Source organism: Rhodothermales bacterium (assembly GCA_034439735.1).
Lineage (GTDB): Bacteria > Bacteroidota > Rhodothermia > Rhodothermales > JAHQVL01 > JAWKNW01.
The window spans coordinates 1-17,688 of record JAWXAX010000119.1; the positions used below are offsets into that span (position 1 = coordinate 1).

The 17,688-nt window shown below is 61.7% G+C and carries 19 protein-coding genes; 11 read left to right on the forward strand and 8 right to left on the reverse strand.

Annotated elements, in window-relative coordinates; translation table 11 throughout:
* Positions 1–823: 823 nt before the first annotated feature.
* Both SH809_09605 and SH809_09610 read left to right on the forward strand, forming a co-directional pair.
* Complete coding sequence (locus SH809_09605; protein ID MDZ4699947.1) at positions 824–1,075, forward strand: DUF2442 domain-containing protein; 252 nt, start codon at positions 824–826, stop codon at positions 1,073–1,075.
* Positions 1,076–1,206: 131 nt separating this feature from the next.
* On the forward strand, positions 1,207–1,779 hold the full coding sequence (locus SH809_09610; protein ID MDZ4699948.1) for a cysteine hydrolase family protein: 573 nt from the start codon (positions 1,207–1,209) through the stop codon (positions 1,777–1,779).
* A gap of 138 nt (positions 1,780–1,917) precedes the next feature.
* Here the strand turns inward: SH809_09610 and SH809_09615 are convergent, their stop codons facing one another.
* Complete coding sequence (locus SH809_09615; GenBank protein ID MDZ4699949.1) at positions 1,918–2,265, reverse strand: RNA polymerase sigma factor; 348 nt, start codon at positions 2,263–2,265, stop codon at positions 1,918–1,920.
* 334 nt (positions 2,266–2,599) lie between these two features.
* On the reverse strand, positions 2,600–2,728 hold the full coding sequence (locus SH809_09620; GenBank protein ID MDZ4699950.1) for a hypothetical protein: 129 nt from the start codon (positions 2,726–2,728) through the stop codon (positions 2,600–2,602).
* 419 nt (positions 2,729–3,147) lie between these two features.
* On the opposite strand from SH809_09620, the gene SH809_09625 reads away from it, so the two are divergent.
* The 3 genes from SH809_09625 to SH809_09635 all read left to right on the forward strand — a co-directional run bounded on the left by SH809_09625 (position 3,148) and on the right by SH809_09635 (position 7,486).
* Positions 3,148–4,458: a M23 family metallopeptidase gene (locus SH809_09625; protein ID MDZ4699951.1), complete on the forward strand. Its 1,311-nt coding sequence runs from the start codon at positions 3,148–3,150 to the stop codon at positions 4,456–4,458.
* Positions 4,459–4,620: 162 nt separating this feature from the next.
* Positions 4,621–6,012, forward strand: coding sequence for a pitrilysin family protein (locus SH809_09630; GenBank protein ID MDZ4699952.1), 1,392 nt, complete (start codon positions 4,621–4,623; stop codon positions 6,010–6,012).
* A gap of 88 nt (positions 6,013–6,100) precedes the next feature.
* Positions 6,101–7,486: a pitrilysin family protein gene (locus tag SH809_09635; GenBank protein ID MDZ4699953.1), complete on the forward strand. Its 1,386-nt coding sequence runs from the start codon at positions 6,101–6,103 to the stop codon at positions 7,484–7,486.
* Positions 7,487–7,596: 110 nt separating this feature from the next.
* Here SH809_09635 and hisI read toward each other — a convergent pair whose 3' ends face one another.
* Positions 7,597–7,995, reverse strand: a complete 399-nt coding sequence (gene hisI / locus SH809_09640; protein MDZ4699954.1) for a phosphoribosyl-AMP cyclohydrolase — start codon at positions 7,993–7,995, stop codon at positions 7,597–7,599.
* Positions 7,996–8,131: 136 nt separating this feature from the next.
* Here hisI and SH809_09645 point away from each other — a divergent pair, with 136 nt between their 5' ends.
* The 6 genes from SH809_09645 to SH809_09670 all read left to right on the forward strand — a co-directional run bounded on the left by SH809_09645 (position 8,132) and on the right by SH809_09670 (position 13,225).
* On the forward strand, positions 8,132–8,869 hold the full coding sequence (locus tag SH809_09645) for a cell wall hydrolase (protein MDZ4699955.1): 738 nt from the start codon (positions 8,132–8,134) through the stop codon (positions 8,867–8,869).
* A 64-nt stretch (positions 8,870–8,933) separates the two neighbouring features.
* Entirely contained in the window at positions 8,934–9,230 is a 297-nt protein-coding gene (gene yidD, locus SH809_09650) for a membrane protein insertion efficiency factor YidD (protein ID MDZ4699956.1), read from the forward strand.
* A gap of 7 nt (positions 9,231–9,237) precedes the next feature.
* Positions 9,238–9,741, forward strand: coding sequence for a MogA/MoaB family molybdenum cofactor biosynthesis protein (locus tag SH809_09655; GenBank protein ID MDZ4699957.1), 504 nt, complete (start codon positions 9,238–9,240; stop codon positions 9,739–9,741).
* Between the two features lie 196 nt (positions 9,742–9,937).
* Positions 9,938–11,446, forward strand: a complete 1,509-nt coding sequence (cysS, locus tag SH809_09660) for a cysteine--tRNA ligase (protein MDZ4699958.1) — start codon at positions 9,938–9,940, stop codon at positions 11,444–11,446.
* A 117-nt stretch (positions 11,447–11,563) separates the two neighbouring features.
* Complete coding sequence (gene hemB / locus SH809_09665) at positions 11,564–12,562, forward strand: porphobilinogen synthase (protein ID MDZ4699959.1); 999 nt, start codon at positions 11,564–11,566, stop codon at positions 12,560–12,562.
* 159 nt (positions 12,563–12,721) lie between these two features.
* On the forward strand, positions 12,722–13,225 hold the full coding sequence (locus SH809_09670; protein MDZ4699960.1) for a hypothetical protein: 504 nt from the start codon (positions 12,722–12,724) through the stop codon (positions 13,223–13,225).
* An 11-nt stretch (positions 13,226–13,236) separates the two neighbouring features.
* On the opposite strand, the gene SH809_09675 is transcribed toward SH809_09670, so the two are convergent.
* The 5 genes from SH809_09675 to SH809_09695 all read right to left on the reverse strand — a co-directional run.
* Positions 13,237–13,593, reverse strand: a complete 357-nt coding sequence (locus SH809_09675; protein MDZ4699961.1) for a hypothetical protein — start codon at positions 13,591–13,593, stop codon at positions 13,237–13,239.
* Positions 13,594–13,660: 67 nt separating this feature from the next.
* Positions 13,661–14,068: a VOC family protein gene (locus SH809_09680; GenBank protein MDZ4699962.1), complete on the reverse strand. Its 408-nt coding sequence runs from the start codon at positions 14,066–14,068 to the stop codon at positions 13,661–13,663.
* 4 nt (positions 14,069–14,072) lie between these two features.
* Positions 14,073–15,533, reverse strand: a complete 1,461-nt coding sequence (locus tag SH809_09685; GenBank protein ID MDZ4699963.1) for a TrkH family potassium uptake protein — start codon at positions 15,531–15,533, stop codon at positions 14,073–14,075.
* A gap of 21 nt (positions 15,534–15,554) precedes the next feature.
* Positions 15,555–16,910: a Trk system potassium transporter TrkA gene (trkA, locus tag SH809_09690; protein MDZ4699964.1), complete on the reverse strand. Its 1,356-nt coding sequence runs from the start codon at positions 16,908–16,910 to the stop codon at positions 15,555–15,557.
* Between the two features lie 113 nt (positions 16,911–17,023).
* Positions 17,024–17,688: ATP-binding protein (locus tag SH809_09695; protein MDZ4699965.1), on the reverse strand; the 665-nt coding region annotated here is incomplete at its 5' end.

A 17,688-nucleotide genomic window follows, 5' to 3' on the forward strand; every position in this document is an offset into this window, starting at 1 on the left:
CTCGGCGCCTAACCCAATCCCCATCGCTAATCGCTATTCGTGTATTCGCTACTCGCTACTCAAGGAGGTCGCTCTGCTTCCGCATCGGCTGGCGCCGCTACGTCCGATCGCGATGACGGGGCGGCTTGGGCTTCGCCCGTTGAAATGGAGAGGAATACGTCTGTCGTTACTTCGAAAGCCTCGGCACCTTCGAGTGGCGCGTGCGAGCGATTAGCGGCACGGACACAAGCGCCTGGTCTGCCTCGTGGCATCTCACGGTGTCGCTGGATGTTGGAATCGAAGACGATGCACCGTTCGAACGCCAGGTACAGATCGTTAGTTATCCAAATCCGGCGAGAGGATTTCTCGTCGTAGAGGTGTACCAATTCCTATCCGATGTCGGCGGCAGACATGCTTGGAAGAGAAGTAGCCGTGTTGTATGAGGGGCTTCTGCCTCAAGGGGAGAGCCGGCATGACTGGGACACCACTTATCTGGCTCGTGGCTCATACATGCTTGTTCTCGAAATGGCTGGCCGGAAGGTCGTACGACACGTGGTGTTGCAGTAGTGCCGGGAGGGCTTCTGGTTACGTCAAAATGCGGCCCCGCCTGGGCCACAGACAAGCCATCGCGTCCACGATAGCCACGCATCGCGGAGCGATGCCGCATGGTAGGCCGGCGTTTCAACGCCGGACTGTAGGAGCACGTCCGCTTGAAGCTCGTGGGCCGGCTCGCGTTCGGCTCAGGGACGGTGGCGATGCGGTATAAACCGAGACGGTAGTCTAAACCGTGCAATTTGTCGTGGACCTCGCTAATTTGGATGAATCTCCTATGCGGTAGAGAACAATGAATCCAAGAGTAACCGCTGTTCAGCCACAAGACGATCATACCCTCCTCGTGACCTTCGAAAACGAGGAAAAACGATTGTTCGATGCCAAGCCCTATTTAGAAAGGGGAGTGTTTCAAGAACTGAAAGACCTTGTTTATTTCAAGCGTGTGAAGGTATCGTGGGGTGCCATTGTTTGGCCCAATGAACAAGATTTAAGCCATGACACCTTATATCTCATTGGGGAGCCTGTTGCTGAACGCACTCAATAGCTGACTTCATGCGTTTACTCATTGCACGGTACGCGTTGCGTCCTGGAAACACGCTTATTGCTTAACGGGGCGTACCAAAACATCAAACGTTCAACGGAAAAACGCGCAACGCGTACCGTCACCCAACCAGCATGAAATCCGCACTGCTCATCGTCGACGTTCAGACGGCCTTGTGTGCCGGCGAAGGGTCGGCCTTTGACATCGACAACGTCGTCGATCGAATCAACGCCGTCTCTGCACGAGCACGGGCCTCGGGCATGCCCGTGGTGCTCATTCAGCACGAGGAAGAGGAGGGGCCGTTTCGCTTTGGATCGGATGGATGGAAACTCTACGAACGCGTTGCGACGCAGCCAGACGACATCCGAATCCGCAAAAAAGGCTCGGACTCGTTCTATCAAACCGAGCTGCACGCCCTGCTGCAGGCACGCGGGGTCGGCAACCTGGTCATTTGCGGCTTACAAAGCGAGTTCTGTGTAGATTCGACCGTCCGTGGCGCCCTCGCACTCGGCTACCCGGTCACCCTGGTCGCGGACGGGCACTCGACCCTGGACAACGGCGTTTTATCCGCCGCCCAGATCTCGGCGCACCACAACGCGACGCTGGAAAACCTCGGTAGTTATGGGCCGAGAGTCACCCCAACGCCGGCGGCACAGGTGCTTGGATATCAAGTGCTTGGCCAACAGGGTTTGGACAACAAAGTATAGCTCAAGGGGTTACGGAGCCGATGTGACGCTCCAAGGTTGAGCGGGATCGGCTCACAAACCCCTACCGCCCCACCAGCCCCGCCAGTTCGATGAGGGTTTCGAGGGCGACCTTCCAGCGCACAGAAAGAACGGTTGAGCTCATGGTTTCTCGATGGCTGGCGTGATCGCCCGAGGATCGTCCATCGACCCGAGGACAAAGGCGGCGTGCTCCTCCAGGCCGAGGGAGGGCGCATAGGCCAGGGATTTCTTGCGCCGGCCCGACAGGTACCGGTTGGCGGTGATCCGAAATAGCCAGCCGCGCATCGAGCCGTCGCCGCGGAACGAGTCCAGCATCTGGTGCGCCTTGATGAAGAACTCTTGCGATAGATCTTCGGCGTCCTCATGGTTGCCCGTCAACTGGAGGGCGAACGCATAGACGACGCGCTGATGGGCGACGACCATCTGGCGATACGCATCTCGGGTATGTGGTCCGGTCGGGTCGAGCACCTGCGAAGAACCGTCGTTGTCAGTTCTTGCCTACTAGACGAGGGTTGGGTGGATTTCGTTTACAGCCGGCGGGAAAAACAACAGATCAGGATGCTTAATGCTTCGGACAGTTTTCGCCCCTAAGCCGTGTCGTGCGACCAGGTCCCTCCTCGGTCCGAGAATGGGCAAATCCTGTCGGCGCGAAGCGTTGACGGGATGGGGAGGAGTGAATCGATGCACTAGCTCATCGGACATAAAAAAACTCCCTGACGACAGATGTGCTGCGTCTCCTGGGAGTTTTAACAGAGCAAAAAGAAGGGAATACGCCGTGCGTCGAGGCGTTAGTCGGACGCCGTCACGCCTCGTTAAGGCATTTTTTGAAGGCGAGGCCGGCGATGAGCGTACCGGCCGACCATACGATGGTGGCGTACATCAACTGGGAATCGATACTACTGAGGGCGTTGATTATATAGGATAGTGTCATGACAGGTACCTCCAGTGAGGTTAGGCGGGATGGCACAAAAGGCACAAGAGATCCCTTTTGTATGCGCCTAAAGTACCGACTGGATATCGAGCAAAAATCACCACTTTGTCACAATGCCCCGCTAATGTGTGTCTTTTTGTTGACGGGATTTGACCCACACGGGCATGCGCCGGTCGGCGGAAAACCAGCGCGGCGTGCGCCAGATCCCCGCAGCCGGGCGCGCCAGAGCCCTATGACCCGGGGACGCGCCGCCGGCCGGAGCGCGACCTGCAACCGCGGTTGTAGCCGTGGCGTACATACCCCCGAGCCCACCCGGCTACAGACACCGCCGACGCGTAATCTCACCCAGTGACGCGATGCAGCCATCAAAAAGGTCCACGGCGCCACGAGCCGCGCTCCGGACGATACTCTTACCGCTCATGCTCCTCGGCCTGTTGGCCGTGGCGGGTTGTGCGGAAGAGCGCGTCCTACGAGGCGTGCAACACCTCACACAGACGCCTTACGATGCCTACCTGACGGCACTTCGCGGGGCGCGACTGGACGAAACGGCGCTGGGGCGGACGTGGATCATGGCCGGCGTAGCGGCGGTCGCCACACCGCTGGCCATCGAATCCCCCTATCAAGAGGTAGGGTATCTGGACCCTCGCGAAGTGACGGCCCGCGCCTACTTCATCCGTCTGCAGCAGGGCCAACGGCTGGATGTCCAGATTGCCGTCCACGCCGGCGATTCGTCTCGCGTGTTTGTCGACCTGTTCGAAGTGCCGGACGATTCAACCGACAACCTGCGGCACGTGGCGATCGCCGACAGCGCGAACCGATTGGTGGTCGAAGCACGTGAGCCACTCACGTACATCCTGCGCATGCAGCCTGAGTTGCTTCGTGGGGGGCGGTACACCCTGGACATCGTCGTAGACGCTTCCCTCGGCTTCCCGGTGGCCGGCCGCTCCAATGCCGCGGTGCAGAGCCTGTTCGGGGCGGAACGGGAAGGCGGCCGGCGTTCCCACGAGGGCGTCGACATCTTCGCCCCGCGGGGGACGCCGGTCCTGGCCATATCTTCCGGATACGTCGCCCGGATCGACGAGACGAATCTTGGCGGCAAAGTGATCTGGGTGCGTGATGCGCACCGGAATCAGGCCTACTATTACGCCCATCTGGATCAGCAGCTGGTGTCGGCGAATACCCGAGTCGAGGCCGGCGACACGCTGGGGCTCGTAGGCAATACCGGCAATGCGCGCTCGACGCCGTCGCACCTGCACTTCGGCATTTATGCCACGCGACGCGCCGTCGACCCCTATCCGTATATCCAGGACATGCCCGACACCCCGCTCGAGCTCGCGGCCGATACGTCGCGCCTGGGCTCCTGGGCCCGGGTCACGGCCAGCACCGCTTTTTTACGGTACTCACCCAATCCCCGCTCGGAGAAACTGGGTGAATTGCCCCGCCACACCGCACTTCGGGTCGTCGCGGGGAGCGGCAGTTGGTACCGTGTCGCCCTGCCCGATGGCACGGGCGGCTTCGTCCTCGCGCACCAGATCGAAGACGCCTTCGAGCCGTTACGCAGCCGCGCTGTTGCCGCCGGCGTACCCGTTCGCGGCCAGGCAACCAGCGCCGCCGTGCCGATCGACAGCGTGAGCGTCGCCAGCCATCTGCCGGTGTTTGGGGAGTTCGGGGATTATCTGGGCGTGACGTCGCCGAGCGGCCGAACCGGCTGGATCGAGGCGATGGAGTAGGGATACGCGGGAGCGCGCGGCCATTATGGGGGAATTTTGGGGGAAGTAATAAACAACACGAGACGCCGGCCGCAACCTCCACCGAATCGTACCGTAGCAGCAGGGCATCACGCCCTGAGTCGCACGATGCGGCCGGTGGCTTCGACATTAACCCCAATCTCTATGCGATCCTCTCTCGTAGCGGGCGCGCTCTTCGCGAGTGTCGTCCTATCGGCTTGTTCGCCTGCCTCCGACGAGCCAGCGCCGTCGACCTATCAGGTACCTGTATCCTACCATACGCTGGATAACGGACTGCGGGTAGTGCTCTCGCAAGACAAAACGGCGCCTACCGTCGTCGTCGCCGTGTACTACAACATCGGCTTCCGCAACGAACCGCGGGACCGCACCGGCTTCGCGCATCTCTTCGAACACATGATGTTCCAGGGATCGGAAAACCTCGGTAAGATGGAGTTCGTCTCGCTGGTGCAGAACAACGGCGGCGTGCTGAATGGCTCCACCCGGTTCGACTTCACGAACTACTTCCAGATCGTGCCGGCGCACAAGCTCGAGACCATGCTCTGGGCCGAGGCCGACCGCATGAGAGGCCTCGCTGTCACCCAGGAGAACCTCGTGAACCAGCAGGATGTGGTGAAGAACGAGGTCCGCGTCAACGTCCTCAACCAGCCTTATGGCGGCTTCCCGTGGCTGGACATGCCGCAGTACGCCAACGAGAACTGGCAAAACGCCCACAACTTTTACGGGGAATTGACCGATCTCGAGGCCGCGACGCTGGAGGATGTACAGGCGTTTTTCGACACCTTCTATGCACCAAACAACGCCGTCGTCGTGATCGTGGGCGATTTCGAGGAGGCGCCGGCGCTCGAACTCGTTGGGCAGTATTTCGGCGATATCCCGCCCTCCGAGCTTCCGGCGATGCCGGACCTCACCGAGCCGCGCCAGACGACCGAGAAACGAGCCAGCAAAACCGACAATCTCGCCCAACGCCCCGCACTCGCGTTTGCCTACCACATGCCCGACCGCAACACCCCCGAGTATTACGCGATGGGGCTCATCGACCAGATCCTGCTCCAGGGCGACGATAGCCGCATCCGTCAGGCCATCGTCAAGGAACGCGGCATGACCGGCAGCGTCGACGGCGGCATCAACCTGCTCGGCAACATGTTTAACTACAACGGCCCGATGCTCTGGATGGGCTCGCTGTTCCACGACTCGAACGTGCCGGCGGACTCCATCATCGCGGCGCTCGATAGCGTCTTGATCGACCTGGCCACGAACCCGGTGGATCAAGAGACCCTCGACCGCGCCGTTGTCAAGATGCGCTCTAACCTCTACGACGCCGCGGGCGGCTTCTTTGGCTTCGGCCGCGCCGACCTGCTCGCGTCCTTCGCCCTCTTCGACAACGATCCGGCCCGCATCAACGCGCTCGAAGATGAATTCCGGAAGGTCACTCCAGACATCATCCTCCAGACGGCGCAAGAATACCTCCGCGCCTCGAATCGAACCGTGCTGACTGTCGAGCCGACGTTTGAAACCCCGCAGAAGCCCGCGGGGTGAGGATCATCCACCGCCGGATATGTTGACACCGGGCGCGATGTAACGCGCCCCCACGGATCATCCGAAATCGTTTATTCCACGCATCCTTATGTATCGCACCCTCCTCTTCCGTGTGCTGGTGTTTGGCCTGGTGGCTGCGCCGGCGCTGGCTCAAAAACAAACGCCGCCGCCGGGCGACGCCCCGCGGGACTTCGTCCTGCCGGCGCGATCTACCTTCACACTGGACAACGGACTCAAGGTGACGCTCATTCCGTACGGTAGCCTGCCCAAGGCGAGCGTACAGCTCATCGTAGGCACCGGCAATGTCGATGAGGCGGCCGACCAGGTCTGGCTGGCCGACCTCCTGGGCGACCTCATGAAGGAGGGCACGAACAGCCGCTCCGCCGAGGACATCGCCGCGGAAGCGGCACGGATGGGCGGCGAGATCAACATCGGCGTGGGGCTGGACCAGACCTCGATTTCCGGCGACGTGCTGAGCGAGTTCACCCCGAACGTGGTCTCCCTGATCGCGGATATCGCCCAGAACCCGAGCCTGCCGGGCAGCGAGGTCGAGCGGTTGAAGCGCGACCTTGTCCGCCAGCTGAGCATCCAGAAAACCGAACCCAATTCGATCGCCCTGGCGGAGTTTCGGAAGGTGATGTATGGCGAGCACCCCTATGGCCGCGTTTTCCCCGACGAGGAGCCGCTGAGCGGCTTTACGATCGAGGCGGTGCGGGCGTTCTACAACACTCATTTCAACGCGTCGCGCGCCCGACTCTACGTGGCCGGCGTGTTCGATGGTGCGGCCGTTCGCACGGCGATCGAGTCGTCTCTGGGAGCTTGGAAAGGCGGCGTGCAGCCCTCGCGCGAAGAACCCGCGCCGACATCACGGCGCGAAGTCTATATCGTGGACATCCCCGGCGCCGAACAGTCCAACCTCTACATCGGCCTGCCGACGATCGACCCATCGAGCGACGACTACATCCCGTTGCTCGTCACCAATTCCCTGCTCGGCGGCTCTTTTGGCTCGCGCATCACACGCAATATTCGAGAGGACAAAGGCTACTCGTATTCACCCTTCAGCTCGGTATCCGTCCGCTACCGCGACGGGTACTGGGTGCAGATGGCGGCCGTGACGACCAACGTGACCGGGCCGGCGATCCAGGAGATCTTCTATGAGATCGATCGTCTCCAGAACGAACCGCCCTCTGCTGAAGAACTGGAAGGCTTCAAAAACTACATGGCAGGCACGTTCGTGCTCCAGAACTCGTCGCGCCAGGGGATTATCGGACAGATCAACTTCCTCGACCTGCACGGCCTGCCGGACGCCTACCTGGCGACCTTCGTCGAAAAGATCCACGCCCTCACCCCCGAAGAGGTGCAACGCATCGCGGAAACCTATCTGCGGGATGAGGAGATGGTGATCGTGATCTCCGGCGACAAACAGCAGATCCAGAGCCAGGTGGCGGGATTCGGACCGATGGGGAGCGATTAAAGATTAGCGATTAAAGATTAGCGATTAGCGATTGCAGGTTGGGGCTACTGGTGCCGTGAACCGTCCCCTGGCCTGCAATTTTTAATTTCCGATCTGTAATTCAACACCCCTTATTCGTGTTGCTTATACACCGTCGAGGGGTCGAACAGCGGCTCGGAGGTGACAACGAGGGCGTCGTCCTCGAGCCGGCGGTAGAAGCAGGACACGCGGCCCGTGTGGCAGGCGGCGGCGCCGCGCTGGTCGACTTTGAAAAGCAGGGCATCCCCGTCACAATCGATCGACACTTCGCGGACGCTCTGCGTATTTCCGCTGCTCTCCCCCTTCACCCACACTTTCTGGCGGGAGCGGCTCCAGTACGTCATGACCCCCGTCTCGATCGTCTGGCGGAGCGTCGCCACGTTCATGTAGGCAAGCATGAGGACTTCGCCCGTCGCATGGTCCTGCGCCACCGCGATCACGAGTCCATCGGCATTAAATTTGACTTGAGCGAGGAGAGCGTCGGCACGCATGGCGATTGGGAGCTGGGTGGACGAGGCCGGCGGGGACACAACGCCCCACATCGACGGGAATGACACTTCAGAAAGCGCACTTCGCGTATAGGTTTCCGGCAACAGGGCACGCACGGGGATGGAACGTATGGCAGATATGGGGAAAAAAGTACTGCTGCTGGTGCTCGGGGCGTTGATGGGGCCCTGGATCAGCCGGGCCGCGGTGGGCGATGGCGTGCTCGATACGTTGCGCGCGATGCCGCCGCTGGAGATGGATGAGGTCGTGTGGCTGGCGCGGTGCGTGTTGTCGGAGTCCGACCGGAGCGACGAACAGGAACTGGTCGCGTGGGTCGTCCGCAATCGCGTGGAAACGGCGTACCGTGGCGAAACGTACCGCGAAGTGGTGCTTGAAACCCTCCAATTCAGCGCGTTCAATACGCCGAGTCCGCGTCGAACCTACCTGCTGAGCCTGAACCAGCACACGACCGTGGAGAGCTGGGCGAAGGCGGTCGAGGTGGCCATGAAGGTGTACCAGGCGCCGGCGATTAACCGGCCGTTTTCCCGGGAAACCCGCCACTTTTACAGTCCGGTTTCGATGAAAAACGGCGCGACACCGCGATGGGCGCTCAACGCCACGCCGCTGGACCTCTCGAAGCGCGCGATCGACCCGAACCGGTTTTTGTTTTTTGAGGAAATCGATGAAGCGCTCGATCCGTTTATCGCCGGCCAGGCCCCGGCCGAGCGCATCCGGACCTTCCAGGAGGAGGCGCGTGAAACCCTGCAGGAAGCCAGGCCGCGGACGACGAGTCGGGGGAGCCGGCTCCAACTCTCCGGGCGTGTGTTACGACCGGCACGGCCGGGCGTGAGCGGCACTCAAAAAGCTGGGGTCCGGTAGCCACCCCGGAACCTACAGGGAGCGGCCAAATTACCACGGTAGTTTCACGGCTCGTTATCCTCCCATGCTCCAGCGTCTCATCCAACTACCCGGCCTGGCGCTGATCGGCCTCGTCCGAGGCTATCAGCTGTTTATCTCCCCCCATCTCCCACCCATGTGCCGCTACCAGCCCACGTGCTCGCAGTATGCGATCCTGGCGCTGCGCAACTACGGCGTATTCAAGGGGCTGGTGCTGACGGCGTATCGACTGGGCCGATGTCATCCCTTCGGAGGCCATGGATACGACCCGCCGAAGTGGTTTGGAGAGCCGGACCTCCCGCTTCCGTCGGAGGAAACGGCGGATCATTCCCACACGCACTGACGCCTTCATGAGCCACAGCGAGCACGAACAGTTAGCCCGCGACACGCCTGTACGGGTCGCCATCGTCACCGTCAGCGACACCCGCACGGAAGCCACCGACACCAGCGGCGGGCTGATGAAGACGCTTTTGGCCGGCGCCGGCCACCCGGTCGTCGCCTACCGGATCGTTCCCGACGAGCCGACGCGGATCGGGCCGCTGCTCGACGAACTCGCCGGCCTGGCGGACGTGATCCTGCTCAACGGCGGCACCGGCATCAGCCGGAGGGACACCACGTACGAGGTGGTTTCCGGGAAGCTCGACAAGACACTGCCTGGATTCGGCGAGCTGTTCCGGATGTTATCCTACGACCAGATCGGCTCCGCCGCGATGCTCAGCCGCGCGACCGCCGGCGTGATGGGGCGCACGCTCGTGTTCTCCACCCCGGGGTCCACCAACGCCGTCCGCCTGGCCATGGAAACACTGATCGTCCCCCAACTGGCGCACCTGGTGTGGGAGACGGTGAGACAGTAGGTTGCAGGTTGTCAGGTTGGCAGGATTAAGGGGGGCTGAGCGTTGAGTGGGGCGAACTGGCACTTTGGTAATGAACCCGGGTACAAGCAGGCGCTGTTTTTATTACCATACTCCCACAACCCCATACTCCCACCCTTCGACTCCTCCGGCTCCGCCGGTGTCGCTCAGGGCAGGCACTCCCATACTCCAACACCGCATGTCATCACTTCCGCCCTTCCAGCTCTTTAACACCCTTTCGGGCAAGGTCGAATCCCTTGCCCCGCTCGAACCGAACCACCTGCGGATGTACAATTGCGGCCCGACGGTGTATTCGTACGCGCACATCGGCAATTTCCGCACGTTTCTTACCTCGGACCTGATCGTCCGCGTCGCGCAGGCCATCGCGTGGAAAACGTCGTACGTGAGTAATATCACCGATGTGGGGCACCTGACCGAGGACGACTTCGCGGACGCCAGCGGAGAAGACAAGATGGCCCGCGCGCTCCGCTCCAAGGAAGGCGAACGGTTCGCGAATGTCTGGGACCTGGCCCGGTATTACACGGAGTCGCTCCTCACCGACTGGAGCCTGCTGAACCTCCGTCCGCCGGACGTCCGCCCTCGAGCCACCGAACACGTGACGCAGCAGATCGAGGCCATCGAACAGCTCATCGCCCGCGGCCATGCGTACGAGACGGACAGCGGGGTCTACTTCAGTGTGAGCAGCTTCCCGGACTATGGCAAGCTTTCGGGCAACAATTCCGCGGATCAGCTTGAAAACGCCGTGCGCGACGTGGTGGTGGATGGCAACAAGCGCGACCCGCGCGACTTCGCGTTGTGGAAGAAGGACGACAAACACCTCATGCAGTGGTTCAGTCCGTTCGGTCGCGGCTTCCCCGGCTGGCACATCGAGTGCTCGGTGATGTCGATGCAGTACCTCGGGCCGCACCTGGACCTCCACGCCGGCGGCGAGGATCTCATCTTCCCGCACCACGAATGCGAGATCGCGCAGTCGGAAGGCCTCACCGACCAGCCCTTCGCCTCCATCTGGACCCACACCCGCTTCCTGCATGTGGAGGGAGAAAAAATGTCCAAGAGCAAGGGGAATTTCTACACCGTGCGCGACCTCACGGCGCCCGAGTCCGAGGGCGGCAAAGGGATCGACCCGCTCGCACTCCGGCTCGCGCTGATCTCCGGGCAATACCGAAAACCGTTTAACTTTACCTTTAAAAACCTCAACGACTGCCTCCGCATCGTCGATCGATACCGGGACGCCCTGGCCCTCGCAGATCGCGCCATAGCCGACGGCAAAGCCGGCGAGGACCTTCTCGGCCACCCGTTGGATGTAGTCTTCAAGGAGACGCTTTTTGCCCTACTCGACGACCTCAACACCCCCGAAGCGCTCGCCGCTTCCCTCGAGGGGGTGAAGCTCATCAACGGGACCAAGGCGCTCAACGCGGCCTCAGGCCGGAGCGCCCGCGCCTGGATCGAACGGGTCAACGACCTACTCGGGATCGTCTGGCATGAGGACGCTACCGTCATGCCGGCCGTCGCCGAGCCCGCTACCGATTCGCTCGCCGACCGCGTCGAATCCCTACTCAAGGAACGCACCGCCGCCCGTCGCAACCGTGACTTCGCCCGCGCCGACGCCATCCGCGCCGAGTTGGACGAGCTGAACATCGACGTGATGGATTCCCCCGAAGGCTCCACCTGGCGACGAAAACGCTGAGGATTCGTGATTAGCGAAAAGCGAATAGCGAATAGCGAATAGCGATTGGTGATGGGAATACACGACACACAACAACGAATCCATTTTCACTTTCACTTTTAACTTTCCACTTCCCCCATGCTTCCCTACCGCCCCCGTCGGATGCGCCGGACGGAAAACCTGCGCCGGCTCAACCGGGAGACGCGTCTTTCGATAGACAGCCTCGTCGCGCCGCTGTTTGTCGTCGCCGGCGAGGGCATCCGGCAGCCGATCGACGCCATGCCGGGGCAATATCGGTTCTCGGTGGACACCCTTGTCGAGGAAGCGCGCGCCCTTCACGCCCTCGGCATCCCCGCCATCGCCCTGTTTCCCGCTATCGAAGAAGCGCTGAAGGACCCGAAAGGAAGCGCCGGCCTCGACCCGTACGGCCTGTTTCCCCACGCGATACGGTCCGTCAAAGCGGCTGTGCCAGACCTGCTCGTCATCTCGGATGTCGCGCTTGACCCCTATTCGTCGGACGGCCACGACGGGGTCGTGCACCACGGGCAGATCGACAACGACGCCTCGGTGGAGCTCCTCGCGCAGATGGCCGTCGTCCAGGCGGAAGCCGGCGCGGACATCATCGCCCCGTCGGACATGATGGACGGCCGCGTCCTGGCGATCCGGAGCGAACTCGACGACGCCGGCTTCGCCGACCGCGCCATCCTCGCCTACTCCGCCAAATACGCCTCCGCCTATTACGGCCCCTTCCGCGAGGCGCTCGACTCCGCCCCCCGCTCCCGTCCCGGCATCCCGGGCGACAAAAAGACCTACCAGATGGACCCCGCCAACGCCCGCGAGGCGCTCCGGGAGGTCGGGCTGGATGTCGACGAAGGGGCGGACATGGTGATGGTCAAGCCGGCGCTCCACTACCTGGACGTCATCCACCGCATCCGCGAGGTGGCGGAGGTGCCCGTCGCCGCCTACCATGTGAGCGGCGAATACGCCATGATCAAGGCCGCCGCCCAACGCGGCTGGCTCGACGAACGCACCGCCGCACTGGAAACCCTAACCGCCATCCACCGCGCCGGCGCCGACATCATCCTCACCTATTTTGCCCGACAGGCGGCGGAATGGCTTGGGGAAAGGAAAAAGTGAAAAGGTAAAAGGTAAAAGGTAAAAGGCAAAACCTTGGGGACTTTCCCTTTCACTTTTCACTTCCACCTTTTACCTTTTCCCCTTTATCTTTTTCCTTTTATCTTTTTCCTTTTATCTTTTTCCTTTTACCTTTTTCCTTTTACCTTTTTCCTTTCCACCATGACCCCCATCGACTACAGCCATCTTGAAGGCGGGCTTGCCCGCATGATGGACCGATACAAGGAGGAGGGCACGCTCACGGGCGACCATGCGGCAGACGCCTATATTCGCGAATCGCCGAATGCGGCGTTGTTGGGGCTGTTGTACGACCAGCGTGTCCGCGCCGAGTACGCGTTTATCGGGCCGCAGCGACTCCACGAGAGGCTAGGGCATCTGGACATGCAGACGATCGCGGGGCACGACCCGGAGGCCTTCAAAGTGTTGTTCGGCACCCCGCCGGCCGTGCATCGGTTCACAAATAAGATGGCGGACATGACACAGGCCGTTGCGGCGATTGTCGCCGAGCAGTATGCCGGCGACGCGGCAGGCATCTGGAACGACAATGCTCCGTTCGAGGTCGTCCGCAAACGTGTCCAGGCGCTGCCGGGCTTCGGGGTGCAAAAATCGGAGAAGATGAAATACGTCCTGCACTACTTCGGCTTCCGCGATTTCAGCGGCGAATAACAACCGGCGTATCAGATCGACGTCAGCGCATCGCCCTCTTCCTCCCGCGCATTGATGAGTGTGTCGATCCGAAGCGTCAGACGGGCGGCCTCGCGGATGTCGATCGTGCGTTCGCGTTCGCCCCGCACTTTGAGGCGAATAGGTCCATCGGCTTCATAGGTCACCACCAACTCGCATACCCCCGACTGGCGCAGTACGTGGCGCGTCTGGCCATCCGCGTGGCGGTAAACCATCAACAGGTATTCGTTGTACGGGTTGTGCCGGAAGACGAGCAGTTCTTCCGCCTCGGGTGAAAACGGCCGGGCGCTTGCGCAGCCGGCCAGCGACAGGGCCACGAGGGCGACAGCGATACGATGGGGCGGGCACATCTGGGACGACGGAGAAGGTTTCGGGGGGCACGTTATCCTTCTTACATCGGAGGCCGGGCTAATTTCTTTACCCGGGCTTTTCTGGGCCGGCCGACGCCTCGTACAACTCCAGCGGCAACCCATCCGGATCGGCGAAAAACACGAAGCGCCGGCCGGTATAGGCATCCACCCGGATCGCCTCCATCACCACGCCGCGCGCCGCCAGTCGGGCGGAGGCCTGCGCGACATCGTCGACGGCAAACGCCAGATGCCGCAACCCCTGCGCCTCGGGATACGAGGGGCGAGGCGGTGCGCCGTCGAACGAAAAAAGCTCAATCTGACCGCCGTCGGGCAGCCCGAGGTCCAGCTTGTACGACCGCCTCGTTTCCCGGTAGTTTTCCGCCACGATCCGCAGGCCAAGGGTGTCGACGTAGAAGCGTTTCGAGACCTCGTAGTCCGAACAGATGATGGCGGCGTGGTGGATGCGTAGCAGCATGACGTCACCGCTCCCAGAAGACGGGAGTCAGGATGATGAGCACCGTAAAGATTTCGAGCCGGCCGGCCATCATCAGGAATGACAGAAACCACTTCCCGAAGCTGGATATAGACGCATAGTTTTCCGCCGGCCCAAAGTCCCCGAACGCCGGCCCGATATTTCCCAGGCACGAGATCGTGGTGGTGAACGCGCTCAAGACATCCAGTCCCGTCATCGCCATCACCAGCGTGCCGACACCCGCCAGCCCGCAATACAGGACCAGAAACGACAACACGTTGCGCATCACATCTTCCGAAACCGGCTTCCCGTTCAAGCGAACGGTCAGGACCGCCCGGGGATGGATGAGCTGTTTGAGCTCCTTGAATGAATTCTCGAACATCAGAATGTGTCGGATGATCTTGATACCTCCGCCCGTGGACCCGGCCATCCCGCCCGAGAAAAAAAGCAGAAAGATGACCGTCATGGCCAGGGGGGGCCATAATTCGTAGTCGGCCGTCGCAAAGCCCGTGGTCGTGACGATGGATGCGGCCTGGAACGCGGCGAGTCGGACGGCGCGGCCGAACGGCTCGCCGGCCGGCATCAGCGAAATCGTGATGAGCACCGTAGCCCCGAGGAGGATCGTGAGGTACGTGTGCAACTCCATATCCCTGAGCACCGATCCGAAGCGCCCTTTAAGGAGACGATAGTGGAGGGCGAAGTTCACGCCGGCGAGGATCATGAAGGCCGTAATCACCCAGTCGACATACCCCGATCCATACTCTGCCACCGAGTTGTTCTTCGTCGAAAACCCGCCGGTGGCCATGGTCGCGAACGCGTGGTTGATGGCGTCGAACAGCCCCATTGCCGGCCACAGCAGCAGGGTCTGCAGTACCGTGAAGCCCACATAGATGAGCCACAGCCGTTGGGCGGTTTCTCGAACGCGCGGCGTCAGCTTGTCGGCCGTCGGGCCGGGCACCTCGGCTTTAAACAGCTGCATCCCTCCGATGCCGAGGATGGGCAGGATCGCCAGGGTGAGCACGATGATGCCCATCCCGCCCATCCAGTGGGTGAGGCTTCTCCAGAATAACAGGGCGTGGGACAGCGATTCTATGGGCGGCGTGTCCGTTCCGCCGAGGATGGAAGCCCCGGTGGTGGTGAATCCACTCATCGTCTCAAAAAAGGCGTCGGTGTACGACGGAAGGGTGCCGCTGAGGTAAAATGGAAGAGCTCCAAGCAACGAAAGCGCGAACCAGGAGAACGCCACAATGGCAAAGCCGTCCCGCGTCCGCAATTCGTTGCCGCGGCCTCCCCAGCGGTACCACAGCCCGCCGCCGCCGGCCATCGCCAGCACCGCCGTGGCGGCAAAGGCGAGCCAGTGCCCTTCGCCATAAATCAGGTCAACCAGCAACGGACATACCAGCGCAACGCCCAGGGAAAAAAACAGCACGCCCAGCGTACCTGCCACGGCTTTGACGTTGAGTATCATAGGAGAGCCATGGAGAGGGGATTACGCCTTCGAGAAAAATCGCTCGGCCTCGTGGATGAAGTGCGGCCGAACGAAGATGATGGCCCGATCGCCCGGTTGTACGTGCGTCGCACCGGTAGCCACCTCGACCTCTCCTTCTCCGTTCAGGATGGCGCCGATCAACATGTCGCCCGGAATCGTGAGCCCGGATAGCGGCTTACGCGTGATCGGTGCGCGCGTGTTCGCTTCGATCTCCAGAATCTCGAGATCGAGCCCGTGCACGGTGGCTACGCTAAGTACGTGTTTTCCGCGCAGGAAACGCATGATTTCGCGCGAGATCGCCAGCTTCTTGTTCACCGCCGCGTCGAGCCCGATCACCTGGCTGATGGGCACATAGGCCCCTTTGGAAAGCAGCGCAACCGTTTTGGACACCCCCAGGTGTTTTGCCATCAGGCAGGAGACCAGGTTGGATTCCTCGTCGTCCGTCACGGCCACAAACGCGTCCATCTCCGAGAGCCCCTCCATGACCAACAGGTCGATATCGGTGGCGTCTCCATGGATGACCATGACATCGGGGAGTTGACGCGCGAGCAACTCGGCCTTTTCGCGATCCGGCTCGACGAGTTTCAGTTTCTTGTGTTTCTCGCCGCTCAATTGCGAAGCGACACGGGCGCCGATTTTTGTGCCACCGAGGATCATCACCCGGTCGATGCGGGATTCGCTTTTGCCGAGTAATCTGGCTACGTGCGGCATATGTTTGGGCTGCGCGAGCACAAACACCTGGTCGTTCCGCTGGAGCCGCTCCGTGCCGCGGGGGATGATCGTGCGGATGCCGCGGGCGATTCCCATAATCCGAAAGGGGATGTCCGACAGTTCCTCGGCGAGGTCGCGCAGGGACTTTCCGATCGCCGGCGATCCCACGTCCAGGCGCATGCCCACCAGATGGAGACGGCCGTCGGCGAAGGTGAGGACGTCGGTGGCGCTGGAGCGTCGCATGAGGCGGATGACCTCGGCGGCGGCGCTTTCTTCGGGATGGATGATGATGTCGATCCCGAAATCCGACGCCTGGATGACGGAGCCCGAATCGCCCAGCACGTCGCTGCGCACCCGGGCAACTGTCGTGGCCACCCCGAGGCGCCGCGCCATCATGCAGGCGATGATATTCACCTCATCGACCGTTGTGACCGCAATGAGGATGTCGGCTTTATGCACCCCGCACTGAGTAAGTACCTCGGGAGACGTCCCGCCGCCCCGCACGGTCATCACATCGAGCTTGTCGCTCACGGCTTCAAGCGCCGCGGCGTCCATGTCGACGACCGTCACATCGTGCTGCTCGAGCGCGAGCAAGCGAGCCACGTCGAATCCTACTTCGCCTGCGCCAATTACAATCGCTCTCATGAGCCGTGCACGTCGGTGAAAAAAAGGGCAAAACGCCAGCCGGCAAAGATACAGTATCGTTCTACACCAAACATCGATTAGTCGATCAACGGCCGATAATCTTCAGGCGAACCTCACGAAGCCGGCAAAAGAGGTAAAACGATCCAGAACGTAGTCCCCACACCCACTTCGGTCTCGAAGCCGATGGTCCCGCGCAGGTCCTCGACACTTTTCCGGACGATGGCGAGGCCGAGGCCGGTCCCGCTGGTCTTGGAAGAGAAGTTGGGTTCGAAGATCTTGCCTCGGAGGCCGGGCTCGATGCCGGCGCCCTGGTCTTGCACCGTGCTGTAGGCCATGGCGCCGCCGGCGTCGGCGCGGATGGATGTCGCCACGGCGATGGGGTTCGGGCGGTTGTCTTCGGTGGCCTCGGTCGCGTTTTTGATGAGGTTGATATAGATGCGGCGTAGCTCCTCCCGGTCGCCCAGCACGACCAGCGGGTTCGGGTGGAGATCGATGGCGATCTGAACGTCCTGTTGCTCCCGCATGAGATCCACCGCCTCCCGAATGACGGCATTCAGATCGAGCGGTTCGAGGTTCTGGGTGGGCATGCGCGCGAAGGTGGAGAACTCGTTCGCAATGCGCGCGAGCGCGTCCACCTGCTCGATCAGGGTGGTGGTGATCCGGTCGAACAGGCTCGCGAATTTTCCGTCCTGGCCGGCGCTCGCCGGCGAGCGGGCATCCGTGAAGGCGCGCCGGAGATGTTGGACGGACAGCTTCATGGGCGTGAGCGGGTTTTTGA

Coding starts and splice junctions, on each gene's coding strand:
- SH809_09605 (MDZ4699947.1), top strand. CDS start 824: ATGAATCCAAGAGTAACCGCTGTTCAGCCACAAGACGATCATACCCTC.
- SH809_09610 (MDZ4699948.1), top strand. CDS start 1,207: ATGAAATCCGCACTGCTCATCGTCGACGTTCAGACGGCCTTGTGTGCC.
- SH809_09620 (MDZ4699950.1), bottom strand. CDS start 2,728: ATGACACTATCCTATATAATCAACGCCCTCAGTAGTATCGATTCCCAG.
- SH809_09625 (MDZ4699951.1), top strand. CDS start 3,148: ATGCTCCTCGGCCTGTTGGCCGTGGCGGGTTGTGCGGAAGAGCGCGTC.
- SH809_09630 (MDZ4699952.1), top strand. CDS start 4,621: ATGCGATCCTCTCTCGTAGCGGGCGCGCTCTTCGCGAGTGTCGTCCTA.
- SH809_09635 (MDZ4699953.1), top strand. CDS start 6,101: ATGTATCGCACCCTCCTCTTCCGTGTGCTGGTGTTTGGCCTGGTGGCT.
- hisI (MDZ4699954.1), bottom strand. CDS start 7,995: ATGCGTGCCGACGCTCTCCTCGCTCAAGTCAAATTTAATGCCGATGGA.
- SH809_09645 (MDZ4699955.1), top strand. CDS start 8,132: ATGGGGAAAAAAGTACTGCTGCTGGTGCTCGGGGCGTTGATGGGGCCC.
- yidD (MDZ4699956.1), top strand. CDS start 8,934: ATGCTCCAGCGTCTCATCCAACTACCCGGCCTGGCGCTGATCGGCCTC.
- SH809_09655 (MDZ4699957.1), top strand. CDS start 9,238: ATGAGCCACAGCGAGCACGAACAGTTAGCCCGCGACACGCCTGTACGG.
- cysS (MDZ4699958.1), top strand. CDS start 9,938: ATGTCATCACTTCCGCCCTTCCAGCTCTTTAACACCCTTTCGGGCAAG.
- hemB (MDZ4699959.1), top strand. CDS start 11,564: ATGCTTCCCTACCGCCCCCGTCGGATGCGCCGGACGGAAAACCTGCGC.
- SH809_09670 (MDZ4699960.1), top strand. CDS start 12,722: ATGACCCCCATCGACTACAGCCATCTTGAAGGCGGGCTTGCCCGCATG.
- SH809_09675 (MDZ4699961.1), bottom strand. CDS start 13,593: ATGTGCCCGCCCCATCGTATCGCTGTCGCCCTCGTGGCCCTGTCGCTG.
- SH809_09680 (MDZ4699962.1), bottom strand. CDS start 14,068: ATGCTGCTACGCATCCACCACGCCGCCATCATCTGTTCGGACTACGAG.
- SH809_09685 (MDZ4699963.1), bottom strand. CDS start 15,533: ATGATACTCAACGTCAAAGCCGTGGCAGGTACGCTGGGCGTGCTGTTT.
- trkA (MDZ4699964.1), bottom strand. CDS start 16,910: ATGAGAGCGATTGTAATTGGCGCAGGCGAAGTAGGATTCGACGTGGCT.